Origin of the sequence: Kineothrix alysoides (assembly GCF_000732725.1) — a bacterium.
Classification (GTDB): domain Bacteria; phylum Bacillota; class Clostridia; order Lachnospirales; family Lachnospiraceae; genus Kineothrix; species Kineothrix alysoides.
In genome coordinates, this window is sequence record NZ_JPNB01000002.1 from 1,402,576 (window position 1) to 1,426,836 (window position 24,261).

Annotated in this window: 18 protein-coding genes; 14 read left to right on the plus strand and 4 right to left on the minus strand. The window is 40.6% G+C overall.

The genetic code is table 11. From position 1 onward, the window contains the following. The first annotated feature begins 320 nt into the window (after window positions 1-320). From CC90_RS0117465 to rlmD, 3 genes are read left to right on the plus strand one after another with little or no spacing between them, the layout of a single operon-like run. Window positions 321-1,667: a S1C family serine protease gene (locus CC90_RS0117465; protein ID WP_242843327.1), complete on the plus strand. Its 1,347-nt coding sequence runs from the start codon at window positions 321-323 to the stop codon at window positions 1,665-1,667. A gap of 21 nt (window positions 1,668-1,688) precedes the next feature. After that, window positions 1,689-2,633, plus strand: coding sequence for a 3'-5' exoribonuclease YhaM family protein (locus tag CC90_RS0117470; RefSeq protein WP_031392011.1), 945 nt, complete (start codon window positions 1,689-1,691; stop codon window positions 2,631-2,633). 30 nt (window positions 2,634-2,663) lie between these two features. Continuing rightward, window positions 2,664-4,082 carry a 23S rRNA (uracil(1939)-C(5))-methyltransferase RlmD gene (rlmD, locus tag CC90_RS0117475; protein WP_031392012.1) on the plus strand — a complete coding sequence of 473 codons (1,419 nt, stop codon included), beginning with the start codon at window positions 2,664-2,666 and terminating at the stop codon, window positions 4,080-4,082. A gap of 263 nt (window positions 4,083-4,345) precedes the next feature. Here rlmD and CC90_RS0117480 read toward each other — a convergent pair whose 3' ends face one another. Next, window positions 4,346-4,924 carry a TetR/AcrR family transcriptional regulator gene (locus CC90_RS0117480; RefSeq protein WP_031392013.1) on the minus strand — a complete coding sequence of 193 codons (579 nt, stop codon included), beginning with the start codon at window positions 4,922-4,924 and terminating at the stop codon, window positions 4,346-4,348. A 173-nt stretch (window positions 4,925-5,097) separates the two neighbouring features. Here CC90_RS0117480 and CC90_RS0117485 point away from each other — a divergent pair, with 173 nt between their 5' ends. From CC90_RS0117485 to CC90_RS0117520, 7 genes are all read left to right on the plus strand, one after another. Beyond that, a complete protein-coding gene (locus CC90_RS0117485; protein ID WP_051869746.1) occupies window positions 5,098-6,072 on the plus strand; it encodes a ketopantoate reductase family protein in 975 nt (324 codons plus the stop codon). A gap of 1,200 nt (window positions 6,073-7,272) precedes the next feature. Further along, window positions 7,273-7,647 (plus strand): amidohydrolase family protein, encoded by a 375-nt coding sequence (locus tag CC90_RS0117495; protein ID WP_242843328.1) that lies wholly within the window; start codon window positions 7,273-7,275, stop codon window positions 7,645-7,647. Window positions 7,648-7,658: 11 nt separating this feature from the next. Further along, a complete protein-coding gene (locus CC90_RS0117500; protein WP_031392016.1) occupies window positions 7,659-8,663 on the plus strand; it encodes an amidohydrolase family protein in 1,005 nt (334 codons plus the stop codon). A 682-nt stretch (window positions 8,664-9,345) separates the two neighbouring features. Beyond that, window positions 9,346-10,206: a CPBP family intramembrane glutamic endopeptidase gene (locus CC90_RS0117505; protein ID WP_157837562.1), complete on the plus strand. Its 861-nt coding sequence runs from the start codon at window positions 9,346-9,348 to the stop codon at window positions 10,204-10,206. A 64-nt stretch (window positions 10,207-10,270) separates the two neighbouring features. Beyond that, the gene (locus CC90_RS24870) at window positions 10,271-10,405 is read left to right on the plus strand and encodes a hypothetical protein (protein ID WP_278245485.1); all 135 of its coding nucleotides are present in this window, start codon (window positions 10,271-10,273) and stop codon (window positions 10,403-10,405) included. Further along, window positions 10,406-11,569: an acyltransferase family protein gene (locus CC90_RS0117515; RefSeq protein ID WP_051869748.1), complete on the plus strand. Its 1,164-nt coding sequence runs from the start codon at window positions 10,406-10,408 to the stop codon at window positions 11,567-11,569. 20 nt (window positions 11,570-11,589) lie between these two features. Beyond that, window positions 11,590-11,919 carry a DUF1801 domain-containing protein gene (locus CC90_RS0117520; RefSeq protein ID WP_031392019.1) on the plus strand — a complete coding sequence of 110 codons (330 nt, stop codon included), beginning with the start codon at window positions 11,590-11,592 and terminating at the stop codon, window positions 11,917-11,919. Between the two features lie 174 nt (window positions 11,920-12,093). Here the strand turns inward: CC90_RS0117520 and CC90_RS0117525 are convergent, their stop codons facing one another. Then, the gene (locus CC90_RS0117525; RefSeq protein WP_031392020.1) at window positions 12,094-12,831 is read right to left on the minus strand and encodes a helix-turn-helix transcriptional regulator; all 738 of its coding nucleotides are present in this window, start codon (window positions 12,829-12,831) and stop codon (window positions 12,094-12,096) included. Between the two features lie 254 nt (window positions 12,832-13,085). Here CC90_RS0117525 and CC90_RS23325 point away from each other — a divergent pair, with 254 nt between their 5' ends. The 4 genes from CC90_RS23325 to CC90_RS0117550 all read left to right on the plus strand — a co-directional run bounded on the left by CC90_RS23325 (window position 13,086) and on the right by CC90_RS0117550 (window position 22,544). Further along, on the plus strand, window positions 13,086-18,269 hold the full coding sequence (locus CC90_RS23325; RefSeq protein ID WP_051869749.1) for a carbohydrate binding domain-containing protein: 5,184 nt from the start codon (window positions 13,086-13,088) through the stop codon (window positions 18,267-18,269). Window positions 18,270-18,505: 236 nt separating this feature from the next. Further along, window positions 18,506-20,260, plus strand: coding sequence for an ATP-binding cassette domain-containing protein (locus tag CC90_RS0117540; RefSeq protein WP_031392021.1), 1,755 nt, complete (start codon window positions 18,506-18,508; stop codon window positions 20,258-20,260). Window positions 20,261-20,365: 105 nt separating this feature from the next. After that, window positions 20,366-20,713: a cupin domain-containing protein gene (locus CC90_RS0117545; protein ID WP_031392022.1), complete on the plus strand. Its 348-nt coding sequence runs from the start codon at window positions 20,366-20,368 to the stop codon at window positions 20,711-20,713. Window positions 20,714-20,867: 154 nt separating this feature from the next. Beyond that, the gene (locus CC90_RS0117550; protein WP_031392023.1) at window positions 20,868-22,544 is read left to right on the plus strand and encodes a flavin monoamine oxidase family protein; all 1,677 of its coding nucleotides are present in this window, start codon (window positions 20,868-20,870) and stop codon (window positions 22,542-22,544) included. A gap of 243 nt (window positions 22,545-22,787) precedes the next feature. Here CC90_RS0117550 and CC90_RS0117560 read toward each other — a convergent pair whose 3' ends face one another. Then, a complete protein-coding gene (locus tag CC90_RS0117560) occupies window positions 22,788-23,678 on the minus strand; it encodes a hypothetical protein (protein WP_051869750.1) in 891 nt (296 codons plus the stop codon). Window positions 23,679-23,711: 33 nt separating this feature from the next. Then, window positions 23,712-24,083 carry a hypothetical protein gene (locus CC90_RS0117565; protein ID WP_031392025.1) on the minus strand — a complete coding sequence of 124 codons (372 nt, stop codon included), beginning with the start codon at window positions 24,081-24,083 and terminating at the stop codon, window positions 23,712-23,714. Between the last annotated feature and the right edge of the window lie 178 nt (window positions 24,084-24,261).

A 24,261-nucleotide genomic window follows, 5' to 3' on the forward strand; every position in this document is an offset into this window, starting at 1 on the left:
TTTGAATTCGCTGCGCGAAGCAGAAATCATCTCTTGTGTCACGTTCTTACGCAGCTTAGCAGCAAGTGCTAAGTAACAGTTCAGCCTCCAATACCGCGAAGCCAAAATTGCATCTCTGTGCAATTTTGCGAGGGCTGTAAGCGCCAAAATGCAGTTTTATCGCATTTTGTGTGCATATATGTTGCAGTTTAGCCGAGGGCTGAACTGTAACAGTGCTAAGCCGCTGTGTGAACAGTAACTTTACTTTAACCTAAAAACAAGATATACTTATGGATGTTACGATAACCTGCACATGAAAATGAAAAGGTATGATTACTGAAATGGAACAAAACAAAGAGACAAGGCAGGAAAATGGCGTGAATACGCCGGATTCCGATTTTATAACGGAAAAGATAAAGCAGAGGCCGATCGATAAAAAAAAGCTTCTTCGCAGAACAGTGATAACGGCGGCGATGGCGGTGATATTTGCGCTGGTAGCCTGTCTTACCTTCTTGATCCTGGAGCCGGTACTCAGCAATTGGCTCTATCCGGAGGAAGAGCCGGCACCGATTGAGCTTCCGGCGGAAACGGAGGAGATGCTCCCGGAGGATATGATTGTAGACGATTCCGAGATGGTACAGGAAGAGTCGCCTGCGGAAGTAAAGCTTCAGGATGAACAGATTGCTCAGGTTCTGGACAACATCAGCCTGGATGTGGATGATTATCTTGCTATGTACAGCGATTTGGCAGCGGCAGCGAAGTCGGCAGCGAAATCTGTCGTCACCGTTACCGCCTCCGTCTCAAATCTCGACTGGTGGGGTGACCCCTATGAGAGCAAGGACCAGACGTCCGGTATTATTGTGGCGGATCAGGGAAAGGAAATATTCATCCTTGTCAATTATGAGAAGCTGGAAGATGCGGAGACGATCATGGTGACCTTCGGCAGCGGAGAGCAGGTTCAGGCACAGCTTAAGCTGAAGGACAGCAATACGAAGCTGGCGGTCATTTCTGTGGCGGAAAGCGATGTGGATAAGGAGACGCTGGAGGGTATCGTTCTTGCCGATCTGACGGGGAGCTCCAGTAACAGCGCCATAGTCGGAAGGCCGGTGATTGCGGTAGGAAGTCCCCTGGGAACTAGTGATTCCGTCTGTTATGGAATTGTTACCTCTAATAATACGACTCTGAATATGATAGATTCTTGTTATAAAGTGATAACAACGGATATTTACGGGAGCAGAGAGGCGTCAGGCGTGCTCGTTAACTTAAGCGGGCAGGTGTTAGGAATCATTGACAACACCTACAACAGCGAGGATATGCAGAATCTCGTGTCGGCCATAGGCATTACAGAGCTTCGCAGAAAAATAGAAAAAATGAGCAATGAGAAAGAGCAGGCATATCTCGGAACTTACGGAACCGACGTGACAATCGACGCTAATGAAAGGCTGGGCGTACCATACGGAGCTTATATTACGGAAATAGAGCTAGATTCTCCGGCTATGGCAGCGGGGATACAGAGCGGTGATATTATAACGGCAATAGGAGAAAAAGAAATTAAAACCTATGGAGACCTGGTAGGAGCAATGATTGAATTGCAGCCGAATGAAAGCGCTGCTATTACTTTGATGAGGCAGGGGCCGGAGGAATATATGCAGATGGAAGTAGATGTAACATTAGGAAAATTAGAATAAATAAAGGAATAGGAAATTCATATGAAATATTTAAAAGATTATAATGAAGGCGACAGAATCTTCGACATTTATTTATGCAAATTCAGGCAGTCGGCGGTTACGAAGAACGGAAAGTCCTATGATAACGTGATTTTACAGGATAAAACGGGTACGGTGGATGCTAAAATATGGGACCCTAACAATCCGGGAATCGGTGACTTCGATACGCTGGATTATATCGAGGTATACGGAGACGTAACGAGCTTCCAGGGGGCTTTACAGGTCAATGTGAAGCGCATCAGAAAGTGCCAGGAGGGTGAATACGATCCCGCGGATTATCTTCCGGTAAGCAGTAAGAACATTGAAGAAATGTATAGAGAACTTTTGGGGTACATAAATGCCATTGAAAATAAGCATTTAAAAAGACTGATGGAAGCATTTTTCGTGGATGATACGGACTTTATTAAGGCTTTCAAGCAGTCTTCCGCGGCAAAAACAGTGCATCACGGCTTTGTAGGAGGCTTGCTCGAGCATACGCTTGGAGTGACCAAACTGTGTGACTATTATTGTACGGCATATCCCCTTTTGAAGAAAGACTTGCTTATCAGCGCAGCTATCTGCCATGACATTGGAAAAACGAAAGAGTTATCTCTTTTTCCTGAAAATGATTACACAGAGGACGGACAATTTCTCGGTCATATTGTTATGGGAACGGAGATGATCGGAGAAAAAATAAGAAAGATAGATGGATTCCCTGCACTTTTGGCGGCAGAACTAAAGCACTGTATTTTGGCTCATCACGGCGAATATGAATTCGGTTCCCCGAAGAAGCCTGCAATTATCGAGGCGGTGGCCTTGAATTTCGCGGACAATACGGACGCTAAAATACAGACCTTCACGGAGATTCTGAATGGTACTGCCGAAACAGGATGGCTAGGTTATAACCGGCTGTTCGAATCTAATTTAAGAGGAACCAGGCTGGAATAAGGACAGCGAGAACCAGATATGGAGAACGGAATGGAATATAAAAAGAATGACATTCTTACGGTGACAATTGAAGATATGGGCAGCGATGGAGAGGGTATAGGTAAGGTTGACGGCTATACCCTTTTTATTAAGGATGCGGTTATCGGAGATGTGGTGACCTGTAAGATTATGAAAGCGAAGAAAAACTATGCATATGCCCGGCTGGAAAAGGTAATGGAGCCTTCCTCCCTTCGTACCGCGCCGGTCTGCAAATACCATAAGCAGTGCGGCGGCTGTCAGCTTCAAGCTATGAGTTATGAAGCTCAGCTTAAATATAAGCAGAATAAGGTGCGAAATAATCTTATAAGAATCGGCGGTTTTGACAAGGAATTTGTAGACCATATTATGGAGCCTGTTGTCGGTATGGAGAATCCGTATCATTACCGAAACAAGGCACAGTTTCCGGTAGGAACGGATAAAGACGGAAACTTGATCACAGGATTCTATGCAGGAAGGACCCATGATATTATTGCCAATACCGACTGCGCTCTCGGAGTGAAGGAAAATAAGGAAATTTTGGAGACAGTTCTTCGCTACATGAAGGAAAACGGTATAACAGCTTATGATGAGAAGACGGGAAAGGGAATCGTAAGGCACATTTTGATTCGCAAGGGATTTACAAGCGGCGAGATCATGGTGTGCCTTGTAATCAATACTTCCAAACCGCTTCCTGCTCAGGAAAAGCTGATTGGACTTCTGCAAGAGATACCGGGAATGACAAGCGTGTCAGTAAGTATCAACACAGAACGTACCAATGTGATTATGGGAAAAGAAGTGCGCACCATATGGGGCGAGGACACGATAACCGATACGATCCACGTGAGGAATACCTCGGATTTCTCTCTGACGGATAAAGGGATTTCTTTTCACATATCGCCGTTATCTTTTTATCAGGTAAATCCGGTACAGACAGAGAAACTTTACAGCCTTGCCTTGGAATATGCGGGGCTTACGGGTCAGGAGACTGTGTGGGACTTATACTGCGGCATTGGAACGATTTCGCTGTTTCTCGCAGGAAAGGCAAAGCGGGTTTACGGAGTAGAAATAGTGCCTCAGGCAATTGAAGATGCCAGAAAGAATGCCGAATTTAACCAAATCACAAATGTGGAATTCTTTACAGGCAAAGCGGAAGAGGTACTTCCCGAGAAGTATGAACAGGAAGGAATCCATGCGGATGTCATCGTCGTTGACCCTCCGAGGAAGGGCTGTGACCAGGCCTGCCTCGATACGATGCTCAAGATGCAGCCGGAACGCATTGTCTATGTGAGCTGCGACTCCGCCACACTGGCCAGGGACTTGAAGGTGCTGTGTGATGGTGGGTATGAAATTGTGAGGGGGAGAGCGGTGGATCAGTTTGGGGGGACAGTGCATGTTGAGAGTGTCGTGTTGATGACGAGGAAGGATGGCTGAAAGGCCTAGATACTGGGAGCTTTTGGAGGATTAATGGAACGGCAAGGCTGGTTAATAACTATCCAATTCTTTCAATGTTATGCCGTTAGATGCATTCCAATATTGCCGTTTGTGCTGTGCTGATTATACTGCATTCTTCTGATGGCTTATTTAAAAAACAGTGGCTTTGTAAAGATAAATGGGGAGTGTAGGCGAGAAAGTGTGGTTCGTTTTGGCTCACATACTCCGGCTTACACTCCCTTGGTAGAATCAAGAATATGGTCTTACTGACCAATCATTCCATACAAAATTAAGTGATACAATTCTCTGGAATTTGCTTTATACTCCTCTTGTGTTTTCCATGCAGCCTGCACTTGAGAAGCCGCAAGCAAAAAATGAAGAATGGTATCCGTGGCAATAGAAGGATTAATGACACCCTCTGATTTGCCAGATTCAATAAATACAGAAATAACATCCAGCCGTATTTTACTCATTTCTCTACCCAGCAATTCAACAAAAACTTTATCTTCTAATGCTTCTTGTGAAAAATTCTCAGCTAAAAGTTCGTGGGGTTTCTCTGCACAAAGGGTTACTGCACGCAGCAATCTATCCTTAAAACTCATTTCCTCATACAATAAGGAGGATACCATTTCTTGCACTTCTCCTAGAAGTGCAGATGCACATTCTTTGACCAGATTTTCTTTATTCTGAAAGTAATTATAAATGGAAACAGCAGATACCTCGGCGCATGCCGCTATTTCATTGATGCTGGTATTGGTATATCCTTTTGTGCGGAACAGCTCTAAAGACGCTTTTATAATTGCATCTTTTTTCTTTTGTGTGCGAATCTCATATTTACTCATCCTGTCACCTCTATCAAATAAGATATTCTTAGTATAGCACATTTTTGAAAGTTTTGAAATATATTATAAAGAATTTCAAAACTTATTGACAAGGTGAAGTTATTGCCATATAATAAGTTTTGTAATATTGATTTGAATATTTCAAAACCGTGTAACGAAAGGACGTAAGTAAAATGAAAATATTGGTATATGGTGCTGGAGTTTTGGGAAGTTATCTCGCTCATACATTAATGCAGGCGGGAAATGAGGTTTTTATGCTAGCACGTGGTGAACGCTATGAGCAATTGGCTCAAGACGGGCTGGTGATTCAACACTACTTTCAGAGGAAAAAAACTATTGATAAAATAAACGTTGTCCGCTCCTTAGAGGCATCTGACTATTATGACATCATATTTGTTGTCATGCAGTATCATCAGTTTCAATCTGTTCTTCCCGTGTTAGCGGCTAATGTCAGTGAAAACATTGCCCTTGTTGGAAACAATGCGGACGCAGAATCAATGCGCGACTTTCTAATCAAAAACAGTGCAATAAAGAAGAAGGTTGCTTTTGGTTTCCAAATAAGCGCCGGTATGCGAACAGATACAGGAACTGTTATTTCTATCCATGGGGGCGGTAATGTTCTGGCCGGTGAGTTAGGAGGCACTATGGAGACCTTCCCTGTCATTAAAAAAGCATTTGGTGAAAAATATAAGGTTACTTATCAAAAGAATATAGATGCTTGGTTAAAATCCCATTATATAATGATTTTACCCATGAACTCAATCTACTATTTATTTAACAATGATTTTAAAAAAGTGTCAAAAGACAAACATGCTCTGAAGCGTATGATAGAGGCCACGGACGAAGGCTTCTCTATCCTGGAGGGATTGGGTTATACAATCACTCCGGCTACTCAAGCCAAGCTGTTCCGGCAATACAAGGGTGTCTATTATTTGGCAATGAAAATTTATCACAAATTGCCAATGAGCAGGGTTGTGCAGGGAACATTTGACGAAATGAACGGTCTATATGAAGCGTTTGATAAAATGAAAACACAGACCCAATATGCAAGACCAGTTTGGGATACACTGCAAAAAGAAGCGATGGATAAGTATCATTCGCAAAGCCAACTACCACGTGATTCGAAAAAGAGTGCTGGGTTATTATGAAAAGATTCTACACTATTTTGACTATAGTATGTGCGTCCTTTGCGATATACGACGCTGTGATTTGGTCTGTTAATGCTTCAAATCCAGTATGGATTACAGTATTAATGTTTTTAGGCAGCATACTTTTGCTTTTTACTAATATAAGAAAAATCAAAAACAGAACACTGTTGACAATCCTTGCGTTATTATTGATATGCGTTTCATCTTTTTTAAATAGTTTCTACACAGGAAATATCGTTATACTCCAGCATGTAGTAAGGGTCGTGATTTCTATATTTGTAGTTTATCTCAGCACCAAAAAAACTGCAGTTGGATAATTGAATTCACCTATGAGTGAAGCCGGGAATTTAAACTGCAAATGAATAATTCTGTAAAGAATTCAGTGAATTGGAAAGATTACACCTGACTGTAGATAAGCAGGAGGTAGAGATAGAACGGTTAAAAAAGGATTTTATTACTTGCAATTTTACTTGGGTGTGCATCAAAAAGCAGGTGCCTGAATGCCGTTAACTATGGGGCAGGGCTACAAAGTGTAGAAAATGCACAAAGTTTTGTCCGTTGAAGAATATCACCTTTACGGAAAAGTGGGTTGGGGGCAGTGATTGTGTAGGTTGCCTTGGTTGCGTGAATCGATGCCCTGCGAAAGCCATACAATTCGGCAAAAAGGCCATCGGAAAAGAGCTTTATGTACATCCGTCCTGTAACGTTTTGTATTGAAAAGTATGCGAAGGGAGACGTCTTTTATGTCCACAAAACAACCCTGATAAAATGAACATAGATAGAGATAGGGCACTGACAACCATAACAGTTAGCAGTGGCTCTACCGTATCGTGATTCTCGGTAGAACATAGGAACAGATTATAAAGTACCAAAAGGCGGAGTCACTGAGGCTCTGTTTTTTTAGATTGAAGGCAATTATAGATGTAGCGACATATTATTTTACTTTGTGGTAAAATATAGAAAGAATATGGTAAGAGCTAATGAAGATATTTTTTAATTATTTGCTTATATGTATTTAATATCATTTTTAAAAGGTAACTCACAAAGGAGGGGGAGTTATGGCATATCCTTATGTAAAAGCGTTTGAAAACCGTCCGGAGTCGAAGCCGATGTCTGCCGCAGCAATTCAAACAAAGCTGATGCCGATTATGAAGCAGTGAAGGTGGGCGACTCCATTATCTGTCAGGGTAACTATCTGGAGTGCCATTCGGAGTTCGGTGTGGTGCTGAAATACAGCAAAGTGATGAACAATTGATTGCCGGACACTGGGGTGAGATGGTTCCGTTTTTTCTTTCCCGGCTTGACCAGTCTATCCCGCCCCAAATTACAAAACTCCAGAAAACGGTTACAGAGTATTTCAGGCAGAATGTTTATGTAACACCAAGCGGAATATTTGATTATCTACAACTAAAGTTTTGTGTGGAGGTATTAGGCGCAGACCGGATTATTCATTCTGTTGACTGCCCGTTTATCGGCAACGAAGAAGCTAGGCCTTTTATTGAAAACGCCCCGATCAGCAGTGAGGATAGAGAAAAAATAGCACATATCAATGCTGAAAAATTATTTCGAATATAGGAGGTAATTCAATGACTACGGCGATTACAAATGTACGCATTTTTGATGGTGAAAAAATGAATGACAATAGCTGGGTTGTCATAGAAAATGGATTGATTTCCGACAAAATATCAGCGGATACTGTCATTGATGGAAAGGGTGCTTTTTTGATTTCGGGACTTATTGATGCACATGCACATGTAAATTCCAAGACAAATGTAAATGCTTTGGTAGAACATGGTGTTACGACTGCATGTACTTTAGATCAATCCGTAAAAGCATTGCGGCTTGCTGATTCTGTAAAGGCATGGTCATGCTGTACGATGGCAGTTGGAGAGGTGCCGTACCCAGAAGATTTTGCTGCAAAGGAAAAGAAAAACGGGGCGGACTATATTAAGGTGATTTTGGAAGAAACACCAAGGATGGCTCTGAAGGCTATGAGTAAAAAGACACTGGAACGGATTGTAAAGTCTGCACACGATATGGGATTATTGGTAGCCGCCCATGCGGTTACAGTACCAACTTTGCAGATGGCATCAGATGCAGGCGTTGATATTCACATCCATGTACCATTAAAAGAAAAAATACCCCAAGGATTGATAGGACAGATTGCCGAAAAAGGGGCTTATGTTGTTCCAACACTTGGTATGATGCGGGGGTTTTCAAGGTCTCTTATTTATGGCTATAGACGGCAGGATTACAGCAATGCTAAGGACAATGTAAAAAGACTTTATGAACATGGTGTTCCGATTGCGGCGGGGACAGATGCGAATAATGTTCCCTTTTTGCCTAAGATAAAGTTTGGCTCCGGTTTGCACACAGAGATGGAACTTCTCTGTGAGGCGGGGCTGACGCAGCTTGATGTACTTAAGAGTGCCACAGTGCAGGCTGCAAGGGCATATCGTATTCCAAACACCGGAAAGATTTTACCGGGGCAAAGAGCAGATATTGTTCTTATCAGTGGCAGTCCGGATAAAAATATAAAGGATATTTCGAATATCTGCAAAGTGTGGATTGATGGAAAAGAGGTCTTGTAAATATATGGAAAACTCTTATTTGATTCGATAATTAAGTATTTCTGCAAACAAATATTACCAGAACCTGTGCCAATAAACTTTTCTTTTAAAGTAACTTGCAAAACGGCATACTCCATGGTATTTTTATTCTTTCCTTAGGTTGTATATTTAGTTACAATTTTATATACAGCTTACAACAATTGTTTGTAATGCATAATGTTTTTTACAATATTATAGTTATCTTAAGCAGATGCCTTGTAGAAAACAGAGAACACTTTATATAATAATATATTATTTTTTTGGGGTTAGGCAGTTTATTAAGTAAATGAAAAAGGTTGATTTGAAATTATAGATATTGAAAAGTGTTGCCTGATCTGACAACGATTTCTTAAATGCGGCATTTCGTCAAGCCCCACCAGGTTCAAGTGGCCTCTTTATTGACTTCTCAAGGCATGTTGGGTGTATAATAATGATGACGTATTGTGCTTCTAAAGAGGAAAAGTAGGGTTTGACCAGTTGCATTTAAGTGACGGATGAAATATTACTGCAACTTTTTTTGAGCAACATCGAAGATATAATCGATATAATAATATACAATTTATTATGGAGGTCAGTATACCGGATTCTCTATACAAAATTGTAAAAGAGTCCAAGATAATCAATGGTTTTCATGATGCTTTGTACTTTGGACGAAGGGGAAGGAATGAATACAAATATGAAAACGGAAAAGAACCGCAAGCCTGAAGTGATAATTATGGCAACCTTTATTTTTTGCTTTGTAATACGCTTTTTTGAGGCTTTACAGCTCCGGTTTGATGAGACCATTCTGAATGAAAATTTTGTACATAAACTGAGCGGAATACTAGCCTTGGCCATTGTATTGCGGTTAATTCATTTGACCTGGAAAGAGATAGGCTTTGATTTTAAAAGACTTTACATACCTATCTTATTGGGGTTAGGGTTGGGTACAGTTCGTTTTATAATCGGATATGGAGTGGAGTACGCCATACTTTCGGCTCAGGGCGCAAATCCTTCCTTCTCCTTTTTCCTTAGCAGCTTTTCGGTTACTGGTGTTAATACAACATTGCCGGCATATTGCATTATACTGTTTTGTATTTTTAACTTAATCAATGCGGTTATGGAGGAAGGTATTTTCCGCGGTTTATTTATCAAGCTTGCCCAAAGGAAGTATAGTTTCGCCATTAGTAACACAGCGGCAGCTTTACTTTTTGGAATATGGCATATCGTGATGCCAATAAGGAGCTGGCTTGACGGAACGATGACTTTCCAAACCATGATTCTATATAGTGTCGGTTATATTTTTCTTTCCGGCAGCATCGCCCTGATGTGGGGAATGCTGTTTGAAATGTCAGGCGTTATTTGGATTGGCCTGGCCGATCACTTCTTCAACAATGCTGTTATCAATCTGCTTCATATTTCAACCGATTCGGGAATAGATGAGATGATGATTGCAAGAACATTGATTGCGCAACTTTTTGCTTTTGCATTAATCGCAGTTCTTTATATAAATCAGCATAATAAAGCCGTTACGCAGGTCACCTAAGGATTAGAGAATATTGAAAAATCATCGTTAAAAGTATTTTTTGTCCCTCATGCCCAGCCGGAGCATGAGTTGGAAGATAACAGAACAAGACTGCCGACAGTCGTTTGCATTTACATTTATTATTTTCGTTATCGCAATTATTATTGCCGGTCGTATCCGCAATACTGAATTTGCGAAAGAACAGAAGGAGGAAATATAGGTGCCGCTTGGAATATTTATAGTTGTGCTTTTGGCAGTATTATTTGCCGGAGTAAAAGGAAAAAGAAAAGGGGAATTTCATGAGGACGCATTTTCGCTGTCCGTTATGAAAGGACTGCAAGGCTTTTGCGCTGTTGGTATTATCCTGCATCATTTATCACAGACGATTACCCAATATGGCAGATTTGACAAGGGAATATTGAATATAATGTGCGATGTGGGCGTCTTTTTTGTCGGAATGTTTTTCTTCTGTTCGGGCTATGGAGTGTATACGAGCCTGAAAAGAAAACCGGATTATTTAAAGGGATTTCTTCGGAAAAGGATGTCCACAATTATAGTGCCTTTCTATGTGGGAAATACAATTTTTATACTGACGGCTATGTCATTTGGCGAGACATTTACAGGCACAGAATTAATCAGTGCTTTAACGGGATGGGTTTTATTAAATACGCAGCTTTGGTTTGTTGTGGAAATTTTCATTTTATACATCGTATTCTATGTTTTGTTTAAAACTCTGAAAAATGAAAAGGCAGCTTACATTTCTATGGGAGTATTTATTATTGCTTTTATGACGCTGAGTTTCTTTCTCGGACATGATGTTCAGACCAAAAGCGGCGGCGCATGGTTAAGAGGCGAGTGGTGGTATAACAGTACTTTTGTATTTTTTATCGGAATGACATTTGCCAGGTATTATGATGTACTGATTACAAATATTAAAAAAGCTTATTGGATATGTCTTCCTGCAGGCCTGATAGGAAGCGGAGTTTTATATGCATTGACATTGAATATGCTAAGAACGAAAGGTTATTGGGCAGAATGGGACGGACATCCCGGATATTTGGAAAAAATACAGACATTATCCTGCCAGCTTCCGATGATTATTGTTATGGTCCTTACATTATTCTTAATTACGATGAAACTTCAATTTAAAAACAAGATACTTTCTTTCTTGGGAGAAATTACACTTGAACTTTATATTATCCAAAACGTATTTATTATATATCTAAGAGACCAGATTAGGATTAAGGATGATTTTATTTATATAATAGCGGTATATGTATTATCTATTTTATTGGCAATACTGCTTCATGCATTTGACCGGAGGATCATTTCTCTGATTTTGAGTAAGAATCGAAAAGGAGATATAGAAAATAACTGGACTTAGTTTGATTGGAGAAACAGGATATGGATAAAGCGATTCAGGATTATATGGAAAAATATAGTGAGGAAGTGCAAGCTCTTTTTACCGAAGTACGGGAACTTATAATAAAGAGTGTCCCTGACGAGGTAGAAGAAAAATTGTGGGCGAAGTTGCCGAGCTTTTATGTTGGAAATAAATTCGTAAGGATTATTCCTTTTAAAGATCATATTAACATTGAAGCTGCCGCGGTTATTGAATACAAAGCACAGTTAGAGCGATATAAAATTACGCCTAAAGGAATGCTGCAGATTTATCTGAATCAGCCCATCCCCTTAGAAGTTTTACAGTCAATTTTTATAGAATCGTTAATATAGTTAGTATTATCAACCCAGTTAACAATGTTAACATAGTCGATGTTGTCAATCAGCATCAATGAATATGAGAAGCAGAGGAAGATATAAAAGCGTTGGGGCACACCTTTTTGTTATTGCATGCAAAGAATATTGATTGGCATACCGAAGACACCGATGGGAATATTATGACGAAAGTTAATCGTTCCAACTGCTCCGAAAGGATTTCTCCCGGAATTCCTTCGGGGTGAGTCCGGTTTCGCGTTTGAATACATGGATGAAATAACTATGGGAGCTGAACGCCAGATAATTGCCGATATCTACTGAGGAATATTCAGAGAATCTCAACATATTTTTGGCGACTTCAATGCGTTTGCTGCGGATATAGGCATTGATGGTAACCCCCATCTCTTTTTTGAAAAGAGTTGAGAGATAGGTAGGATTCAGGCTAACACCGGCAGCCAGGGATTCTATGGATATGGGATTATGAAGCGACGCATGAATCTGGTCCAGACACATGCTGATCGGACGCGAATGAACATTCTTTTTCTTCAGCCGGCTCATTCGTTTTGTAAAATCGAAAATCATTTTTTTATGTAAAGCGGATAACTCGGCCTTGCTGGCGCAGAGGTCCGCTTTTTGTATATATAAATCGCTCAGGTTATAAGCTGTTTCCGTAGGCATGTCGCCTTCTATGCAGAAACGGGTAATAAAAGCAATGGTAATAATTAGATGATAGCGCATATTCCGCAGAGGATTTGCGGATAGCGCTCCAAGCTCCCTGTCGTCTAATGGCGACATACATTCGCGGACCTGCTTTATATTCCCGGCTTTCACCGCTTCAAAGAAAGTTATTTCCGTCCCGTAAAGCTTGTGATGAAGTTCATTTTCACGCTGTAAAAATTCAGTATGAAGTAACTTGCGCTCAGTGTTCATAAGAACCTCCTTCTGCCCCCAAATTTATCTGCCCTTATTCTATCATAAACGTTCGTAATTGACTAATTTTTGTACAGCTCTCAAGAGGTCTGTTTTTTCTATTTCTTTAAAATTTCAATTCACCTAAAAAAAATGATACAATCCAAAGAAAAGTGATATAAGTGTAAGGGATATTTACTATAATAAGACATTAGAAAGCTGGTAATAAAAACCGTTTACGCAAGGTAAAATAAAAAAAGATGGAGGAAGTCGAAATGAAGAAGATAGAAAAAGTAAGAGTGCGATTCATTGCATCCTTGCTTGCACTGGTGCTGGTGGCTGCCGGCGCAGGTGTGTATCTGATTGTTGTACAGGCAAAAGAAAAGACAACAGTGGCAGCGAGTGCAGCGGCGGACAAAACGTCGGAGAAGGAAAAGAACACAACGGTGGACAAGAAGTCTGCGAAGAGTAAGACGGCGGATAAGTCGTCCGCAAAGGTAAAGAGTATAACCCTTACTCAACCGGCGACCAAAACATTGGTGCTGAAAAAGGGAAAAACATATAGCCTAAAGGCAGATGTTCTTCCGAAAAATGCTTCCAATAAGAACGTATCTTATATTTCGAGCGATGAAAGTATAGTTACGGTTACGGAAAAAGGAAAAGTGAAAGCGGTTAAAGAAGGAAAAGCAACAATTACGATAAAAGCGGAAGACGGAAGCGGCAAAAGTGCCAAGCTGCAGGTTTATGTTGATATTCCGGTAAGCGAGGTCATAATCAGCGAAAGCAGCCGTGCAATGACAAAAGGAGAAACTTTTACGTTGACTGTATCGATAAAACCCGCAAATGCGAAGGTGAAAGAAGTAGTATGGACAACCTCTAATGCAGCAGTAGCATCCGTTTCGACAAAGGGTGTTGTAACAGCAAAAGGAGCAGGAAATGCAGTAATTACAGCAACGGCTGCAGACGGAAGCGGTAAGAAAGCAATCTGCAAAATCGCTGTCGGTAAAAGCGGCCGCGCCGATGCCGGCAAAGACAATAAAGCTGATAAAAATAATAAAAAAGTAAATCAGGAAAATGGAAATAAAAATCAGAATCAGAATGGAAGTAATGGTGTAGGCGGCAGCGGAAATGGAAATAACCATGGAAACGGCGGCGGAAACCAAAACAGCAATAACAATAATAACAACAATAACAGCAATAATAACGGCAACAATAATAATAACAATGAAAATCCGGACGAATATAAAGTAGAGTGGACGGAAGATTTTTCCGGTGATACTCTGGATGCCGGTGTTTGGAATATTGAAGAACATCAGGCGGGTTGGGTAAACGCTGAGCTTCAGGAATATGTAAATTCAGCGGATAATGTTTACATAAAAGAAGTGAAAGAAAAGGACGGCACAACTACCAAATGTCTTGCTCTTAAGGCGATCAAAACCATGAAGGACGGAGTACCATACTATACATCGGGCAGGGTAAGCACGCTGGGCAAAGTTGGATATACTTATGGGAAAATAGAAGCGAGAATAAAAGCGCCGGAAGGAAAGGGCTTATTGCCCGCATTCTGGATGATGCCAACCAACGAACAATTCTATGGACAATGGCCCAGATGCGGTGAAATCGATATTATGGAAGTTGTAGGGGATAAACCGGGAAGAGTATATAGTACGATTCATTATGGTGTGCCTCATGCAGAAAGCCAAGGCTTTAAGGATTTAGATGGCGGAGAAAAATACACGGACGATTTCCACATCTATGGGGTAGAATGGAAACCGGACAGTCTTGAATTCAGCGTAGATGGAAAAGTATTCCATAAGGTAAATGACTGGTATACGGCTAGAGTGGAAGGAGAAGATCCGCTTACCTATCCGGCGCCCTTTGATCAGGAGTTCGGCGTTATACTTAATCTGGCAGTAGGCGGAAACTGGCCGGGAAGTCCCAACGCGGATCAGAATTTTGACGACATAGAGTTATTGGTTGACTGGGTAAAAATAAGCCAGCTCGATTCTTATGATACGAATGTAACAAAACCGGAAAAAGAAGAGGTTGTGCTTAGAGATGCAGATGAAACCGGAAACTTTATAAACAACGGTGACTTTAAAACGGCGGAATCGCTTGGGGATGAAAAAGACTGGAAGTTCATGACAGCACTGGGCGGCATGGCAACAGCGGTCATTAAAGATGGAAAAATCAGAATAGAAAGTACATCCGAAGGTGAGCAGGAGTATTCTGTACAGCTGGTACAGGCGGGTTTGCCGATGAAAAAGGGCACAGCTTATAAGCTTTCGTTTGAAGCAAAGGCAGATGAACCTCGTAATATGATAACGGATATATCTGCGCCGGATAAAGGGTGGAGCCGTTATCTGGCAGATACAAGGGTTGCATTAGAAACCGATTGGAAGTCATATTCCTATGATTTCGCGGTGGTAAGTGAAAGCGACGCAAACGGACGAGTTGAATTTAACCTGGGTAAACAGGGTTCCGTTGCGGCAGTAGAAATTAGAAATGTGCGTTTGGAAAAAACAGGAGACGTTGAGATATCTAATGAAAAATCAATTCTTTCAGATGGAAATCATGTATACAACGGTGAATTCCAAATAGGCGAAGGAAGACTTGCTTACTGGAATATAGACAACGGGATTGCAGGAGCAAAGGTTGAAGTAACCAATGAGCAGAACGGAACCGGACAACTTGTTCGTGAGCTTAAGGTCAACGTGCCGGAGTCAGGGGCAGATCTCTCCAGGTTAGTGCTTAGGCAGACAAAGCTTGCAATTTTACCGGGTAAGACATATGCGCTGTCCTTTGATGCACGCGGCGATCGGGCAAAGACCATACAGGCAAAGATTGACGGACAGGTTTTTGAAGCGAATCTGACGACGGAAACAAAGACGTATACTTATAAGTTTGATACCAATAATCCATTGAACGGAAAAGATCTGGAGCTCTTCCTCGGCGCGGCAGGGGTTACTTATATAGACAACGTGGAGCTGAAAGAAGCGGGACTGATCATAAATGGTGAATTTGATAACGGACTGATCGGATGGGAAACATTTGCTGACTCTTCCATCGCTTCCGGAGTGAAAAGTTCTGCGGTGGACGATAATGGAGAAACGGCAGCAAAGATAAACATACAGAACAATGGTGACGCAGAGTGGAAAATCCAGCTTATGCAGCGTCATATCGTATTAGAAAAAGGAAAATGGTACAAATTCTCCGTTAAAGCGAGAGCGGATGTGGATAGAGCTCTTCAGTTTGCATTACAGAGAGATGGAAATATCCACAATGGTGACTGGACCGGATATGCAACAGATGTTAAAACGCTGACAAATGTGTATCAGACATTCAGCAAGACCTTTGAGATGACCAATGACACCGATCCGGAAACAATATGTACTCTTTCTATGGGTGCTATTGGCGGAGCAAAGATTGCCAGCGAACATAATATCTTCATCGGTGCAGTTAACATTGAAGAGGTAGAAAAGCCGGCAGACGAAAATACGGGCGAAAATAACGGTGCGGAGCTGATTAAGAACGGCGACTTTGCGAAGGGCTCGGAAGACTGGATAGTAGCAGTTAATGCACCGGGGGAGGCGACATACAGCTTCCAGAAAAATGCGGCAGAAATTGATGTAACGAATGCAGGATCGAATGACTGGAATGTACAGCTTAAGCAGAGTGGTTTAAAGCTTGAAAAAGGTAAGACATATGATGTTAAGGTTTTACTGGAATCTGATGTAGCCCGTGCAGTTAAATTCGATTTCCTTACCAAATCGTATGATTGGTATGCCGGAAAAACATTCGACTTAAATGCAGGAGAAGAACTTCTGGTTGAGCATAGCTTTACCGTAGAAAAGGAAACTGATTCAGCCATAGACTTCCTGATATCTTTAGGTAAAATAGGGGATAGTACACCGACAGGAAAGGTTACGATTAAAAATGTAAGTGTAGTCTGTACATCAGGAAGCGGAAATGAAGAAACCGGCAATTTACTCAAAAATGCTGATTTTGCAGAGGGCGATAGTAATTGGATATTTGCGTCTACTACTCCTGGCGTAGCAGACGTAAGCTGGAATGCCAATGCGACAGCAATAAATGTAGAAAATCCGGGGACGGAAGACTGGAATGTACAGCTCAAACAGAATGGCATCAAGCTTGAAAATGGTAAAATATATAATGTTAAGATTGTGGCGGAATCTACGGTAAGCCGTACGATAAAATATGATTGTCTTACTGCATCATACGATTGGTATGGCGGAGAAGCATTTAATTTAAATGCCGGAGAAGAATTTACATTCGAGAAGAGCTTTACAGTAAGCAAATCGACAAATCCGGAGATGTCTTTTGTTATATCGATGGGCAAGATTGGAGATAGTACACCGGCAGGAAAAGTTATAATTAAGAGTGTAAGCCTAACCGAAGCAACAGGAACGGAAACCGGAGGCGGAAGTGAAACCGGGGTCGCAGGCAATCTGATTCAAAATAGTGATTTTTCCGCAGGTGAACTTAATTGGAATCTCGCAGTAACAGCACCGGGAGCAGCAACCGTAGATTGGTCTGCAAAAACAGCGGCGATAAACGTAACGAATTTGGGAACAGAAGAGTGGCATGTTCAATTGAAGCAAAGCGGATTGAAACTGGAAAAAGGAAAAACCTATGATATAGAAATCCTGTTTGAGTCTACAGTAGAAAGAAAAGTTGGTTTTGGTTGCTCGTCAAGCAGCGGAACCTGGTACGGAGGCGGCGGAGATGTTTTGCCGGCCGGCGGAGAGAAAACGCTTAAGGGCACACTTGCTATGAATCATGATACGGATGAAGCGGCAAGCTTTGTGATTTCAATGGGAAAAAATGATATCGGTGGAGTAGAAGCTCCGCTCGGTCTGGTAACGGTTAAAAAGGTAAGTTTAAAGGTAGCTGATGGGAGCGGAACTGGAACTGGAACCGGAGACGGAACTGGAACCGGAGATGGAAGTGAAATCGGTGGCGGAAGTGAAACCGGAGCCGCAGTCAACCTGATTCAAAATAGTGATTTTGCTGCAGGCAATGCTTCCTGGTATCTGGCATTATCGGACACAGGTGCAGCAGATGCAGATTGGTCTGCAAACACGGCGGCGATAAACGTAACAAGCTTAGGAACAGAAGAGTGGCACGTCCAGCTGAAACAGGACGGATTAAAGCTGGAGAAAGGCAAAACCTATAATATAGAAATCCTGTTTAATTCTACAGTAGAAAGAAAAGTCGGCTTTGGCTGCTCATCGAGCGGCGGAACCTGGTACGGAGGCGACGGGGGCATTCTGACGGCTGGAATAGAGCAAACGCTTAATGGTACATTTACCATGAATAACGATACGGATGAAGCGGCAAGCTTTGTGATCTCAATGGGCAAAAATGATATCAATGGAGTAGAAGCACCGCTCGGTCTTGTAACAATTAAAAAGGTAAGCCTGAAAGCAGCCGAATAATTGCTGGAAATTAAAACCATATCAAAAATTTACATCCCACGTCTATATTCCATATATATGGAATATAGGCGTGAATTTTTTTGTTTTTACATATCGATTTTGTGAGCAAATATGCTACAATATAAAAGTACATGCAGTTTGGAACTTAATGGTTGAGATGAGGGTTTTCCGCCATAATAATAACTTAAGGTAAAGCTTGTACAAAAATAAAAACAGAAATGTTATAGGAGATAATCGTGATTAAGGTTCAAAACTTGTCTTATTCGTATCCGCAAAAGGATTTATACAAAAATATTTCATTTACAATAGAAGAGGATGTGCATTGTGCATTGATCGGCACCAACGGTACCGGGAAAAGTACTTTGATCGAGCTGCTGATGCATTCGGAAGAGTATTTGTATGATGGGAAAATAGAAATTGATGGCGCAGGCAGGATTGGTTATGTCAGCCAATTTTCGCAATCAGATCAAAAAAAAGATATGACTGTTTTTCAGTATATCAGCGAGGAGTTTGTAAAGATTGAGCAGAAAATCGCTGATTTTTGTAAGGAAATGGAGACGGCGGCAGAGCTGGAAATAATCTTCGAGGAATATCAGAAAGTATTAGATGAATTCAATGCGATTGACGGAGATTATTACGAAAGCAACATTAAAAAGCAGTTAAGGGTAGCAAATTTGCAAAGGCTGGAAGAACAGAAAATCAGTAGCCTGAGCGGTGGAGAATTTAAGCTGGTTCAGGTTATCAGAGAGATGATGCTGAGTCCAAGATTTCTTATTATGGACGAACCTGATGTGTTCCTGGATTTTGAACATCTGAATGCATTAAGAGATCTGATCAATGCCCATAAGGGAACGCTTCTTATTATCACGCATAACCGGTATTTGTTAAACCACTGCTTTAACAAGATACTTCACATGGAAAATATGGATGTTCAGGAATTTGAAGGAACCTATATAGAATACAATTATGAACTCCTTGCTATGAAAATCGATTTAGAAGAAGCGGCTGCAGCGGACCAGGCAGAGATTGAACGTCAGAGTAAGATCGTGGAAAAAGCCAGGGCAAGAGCGACAGCGATGGATAACGCATCTCTTGGAAAAACCGTCCATGCAAGACAGACCTTGCTGGATCGACTAAAAACGAGAAAAACAAAAGTTCCTTTCGTAGATATTAAGCAGCCGGAGATTCAATTTGAGTTTGAAAGAGAAATAGAAAATGGCAATATTCTTGAATTGACTGACTATAGTGTCGCATTTGAGGAACAACTTTTAGAACATGTGGATTTTGAAATGAAGCCAAAAGAACATGTGGCGATTGTTGGGAGTAATGGAACCGGGAAAACAACATTACTTCGTGAAATCTTTGAAAGTAGGAAGGATACTATTAAGATTAGCGAAGATGCAGAGATAAGTATGTTTTCCCAGATTACAGGCTCACTATATGATGATGCAAAAACTTTGCTCGAAATTTTCCAGGAAAAAGGTTTTGATACGAAAAATGATGCAGCTGGCTATTTGAAAAAGTATGGTTTTGAAGGAGAGACTCTTGGCCAGAAAGTGAGTGAATTATCTGGCGGAGAAAAAGACTTGTTTCAATTAGCTGTAATCTCATTAGAAAAAGCTAACTTCCTGCTGTTGGATGAACCGACAGGGCATTTGGATATTTATGCGCAAATTGCATTGGAACAGGCTGTTTCAGAATATAAAGGAGCAATCCTTATGGTGTCTCACGATTATTATACGGTGGCTAATTGCATGGACTATGTACTTTGGGTAGAAAATAATACTGTGCGCAGAATGAGCATCCGTAAATTCCGACAGATGATTTATGCTAATCATTTTGATAAAGATTATCTGCTGCTGGAGCAGGAGAAAAAAGAGACAGAAACCAGAATTCAACATATGCTTCGAATGAATGAGTTTGAAAAGGCAAAAGTTTTGATGGAAACATTAGAAGAAATTATCAAAAAAATGAAAATGTCAATGACATAATTTCCTTATAAAATATTTAAACATTTTGTAGAAAAGAAATTAGTTATTATATGCCCCGATTGGGGCATATTAAAGTGTAAGATTAAATGAAAGGAGTATTTATCTATGAACAAGTTTATTTTTAATGATTATTTTCATGAGCCTCAGGGGAAAATTGCCAAGCGGATGATTTTCAAAAGCGATAATGTAATTGCTTTTGTTCTAAACATTGCAAAAGGGGAAATACTGCCGGGACACACACATCTGGAATCAACCCTTTTCCTGCAGGTCATGGAAGGGAATGCCAAGGTGGTTACGGACGGTAATGAAACCTCGTTGCAAGTGGGCGAGTTAATGCAGGTTGATGGGCAGGAAAGTCTGCAGGTTATAAATACTGGCGAAGATGTCTTGCGTCTTTACGTCACAATTTCACCAATGGGTTCAGAGGCCTTTGCAACAGATGCAAATGTTTAATGACTTATTTTTAATCAAATATAATTTAAATTACGATTATAGTTATTTTTAAGTTTAAGTAGGTTAATTTCCACTAAATTAGTTTTCCACAAGTATATTTTCAAAGCTCAAATAATACATTTACAACAAGAGAGTTGATGAAAGGCATTCTTATATGTCTGATCAAGCAGCGAATTATCTGACGAATCCAAGCGATTCCACAAGATATGAAATATTAAGAAATGCTTTTATAAACGCCGGCCGGCCGGAAGACTTTGAAAATGTAGTTGAACTATTAAATCCCCCGCCTGATATTACCTCCTATGCTGCTCCCGGATCACATAAAAACCTTAAAGTTGGCATAATAGGTGCAGGTCTGGCAGGTTTATCCGCGGCCTTTGAATTGAGAAAGATTGGAGCAGAGATTACTCTGTATGATGCCATGGAAGACCGCATAGGCGGAAGGGTGTACACTTACTATTTTGATCAGGACAGGCGGTATTACGGAGAATTTGGTCCTATGAGAATTCCCTTGTCCCATGGTACAACCTGGCATTATATAAATTTGCTGCATCTGAATACCATTTCAATTACTTCACCTTTTCCCAACAATTTTATATACGTTCATAACACCAGAATACGGAGAGATCGGGACGGAGACAATATAACAAAATATTTATATCCCTTATTTAATCTTACTGATTATGAAAAGTCTTTGCCATGGTCAGAGTTAAATGCCTATGCTTTTGATTCTGCTTTACTAAGTCTGACTCCGGATATCCGGAGAGAATTGCTGCAGATTCTGCCGGCGTATTCACCGGAGTATTCATTCTATTTAAACAACAGTATAAGAGAGATACTGGAGATGCTCGGTTTAAGCCAGGATGCCATAAATTTAATAGCCAGTACGGACTCTCTGACCGGAGGACTGCTTAATACCAGTTACGGTGAACCCCTACAGGAGTTATATTCCATGGATTATCTGAACACTTACCGGATAGCCGGAGGTATGATTAACCTTCCCTGTGCCTTTTATAATTCGCTTATCTCCCGCGATCCGGGAGAATATGATATTGCACCGGATTTGCTTGGGAATGTTAATATCAACTTCGGCCATAATATAACCGGCATTTATCAGAATTCCTCTGGAAGTAAAGTTATTCTCAGGTATAATAGCACTTGTAAGACAAATATATATGAAGAATTTGATTATGTTATCTGCGCCATCCCATTCTCCACCTTACGGGAAATAGATATAAAACCATTTTTCAGAAATCAGAAAATGCAAGCTATCCGGGAATTATTTTACTCCGATTCCTTTAAGGCGGCGTTTTTCTGTAATCGACGTTTTTGGGAAGAAAATACGGCATATGGAAGGATGAATGGAGGTATTTCTTTTACTGATCTGCCGATTCAGTCCATTATATATCCCTCCGATCATATCCAGTGTACGGAGCCATCTTCCTGCTCACCATTAGAACCGGGTGTATTGGTTTCCTCTTATAATGTAAACCAGGATTCCATACGAGTTGCGAATCAAAGCGAAAGCAGGAAGTTCTCGCTGGTTAAGAGAAATGTGGAAGAGGTACATGGGCTGCCGGAAAAATTCCTGGATTCTATTGTGAAATGTAATAAAATGGTAGATTGGAACCAGCAGCAGTGGTTTCGGGGAGCATTTGCGGTAGACCTTCCCGGTCAAAAAATAAATTTCGCTCATACTATCCTTGAACCGGAATATAATAACCGTGTTTTTTTTGCCGGTGAACATACTTCTGTGAAGCATGGCTGGATGCAGGGCTCCTTATATAGCGGTATGCTGGCAGCTAATACTCTGGCGATGAATCTGAGATAATATTAATATATGTAAGCAGGGAGGAAGTTTCGCTGCTGAAAAAACTGCTAAGGTAAAAATACTCTGTATGAAGAGGATTTTATTGCTGGCAGTTTTTATTTTTATGGCTATCACAATTACAGTGAAAAGGCATGCGGAGATGGCAGTGCTATATGCCGAAAATCGGTGTTTCAAGATAATAATAAGGCTTAGATACATCAAAATCTGATTGATTTTGCATCATAATCAGGTATTGAGGAAAAACTAAGCTTCATATCCGAAAACCGTAATTTGATTCTTGCCTGACATGCAGATTTGAATTTCTATGGCATCTAACTGCACAATATTTCCAATGCCAAGACCGGTATGTGTTCCTACAAAAGATGTTTGTAAGTTATTGATTACCGCCCAAGGATCAGGGGCTCCCAGTACCGTATCTGTAATATCATATTGGATTGGGTTGGTCAAATAATTTACAGATCCTATGATAGACAGACTTATTTCTTGCAATTGAGTCCAATCCACCTGGGTATTTGGCCGCCAATAAAGAATCATGGAACTGACACCTACAGCAAGAGTCAGACTAAGGCGGCAATAATATTTTATTGTAACCTGTTCAATCTCGAAATACTGGTATTGTGTTGGTAATATACTATATCCTAGGACAAGTCTCCCCCGGGCTTGAGTGAGCAGGGCTGAGCTTAGAGAAGCCAGTGTCCCGTTGGAAAGCCCTATTGCATTATTAACATTAGTGAAATCACTTCTGCCATTGTAGGCAACTTGAGTAGCGGTTGCAGCACCGTTAATATTACATGATATATCCTCGTCAGAAGTACTCAACATAAGAGAATTGCCGGTTGTAAGCTTGAAAGGTGAAGGAAAGGCTTGGCTTACAGTACTAAAAGGTTGTGTTATTTTCAGAGATAAAAAATCGATATCATCATCACTTAATAAAATTGATACTGCTAACGGAGCAGATACTTGAACAGAGGTGAGATAAATACTTTTTTGTGGTTCCGGTGTCCAAAGAATTGTTTTTGAAGGCTGTATACCTACGCTATAATAATTGATGATATCAGAACTTTTTTTAATAGCTAATAGTATTTGCTGGTTTGATGCCTGTATGCTGTTCTTCACTTGAATATTATGTTTCATTATATAGCTCTCCTTGGATTTCCTGTCAATGCATTAAAACTCATAGCCTAAAAGAGTAATATTGATTGTTCCTGCCGTGCTGGTTGTAATGGAGATTATCTCATTAGGATTAAATTCAATTGGTGAAGGAAAGCTTAAACCATAAGTGGCAAGGGTACTGGTAAGAGCTATTGACATAAAGGCAGCATTACTTCCTCTGTTTAATTGGACAACCAGCGGGGCAGGAGCAGAAACTTGCAATGCAGTGAGGAAAATGCTTTTGCCGGTACCGGGTGTCCATATAGTTGTATTGGTCTGAAGTGTGGTAAAGGTTCGAAACAAGACAATATCAGATGGATATTCTCTTGTAAATATGGGATCTTCTAAATTAAAAACGATACTCATCAGTTTTGTATTACTTCCCATGGATAAACTCCTGTCAAGATATTTTAAAGGCCATATAATCTATATTATAGAAAACTGAAACATGTTCCTATAATCAAGATTGACGGCGCAAAAACAACGCTTTTTATCGAAAGCAGCTTTACTGCTTCTATATTATATGAATTTTTCTGAGAAATGTTATCTGTATATATTTGGCTAA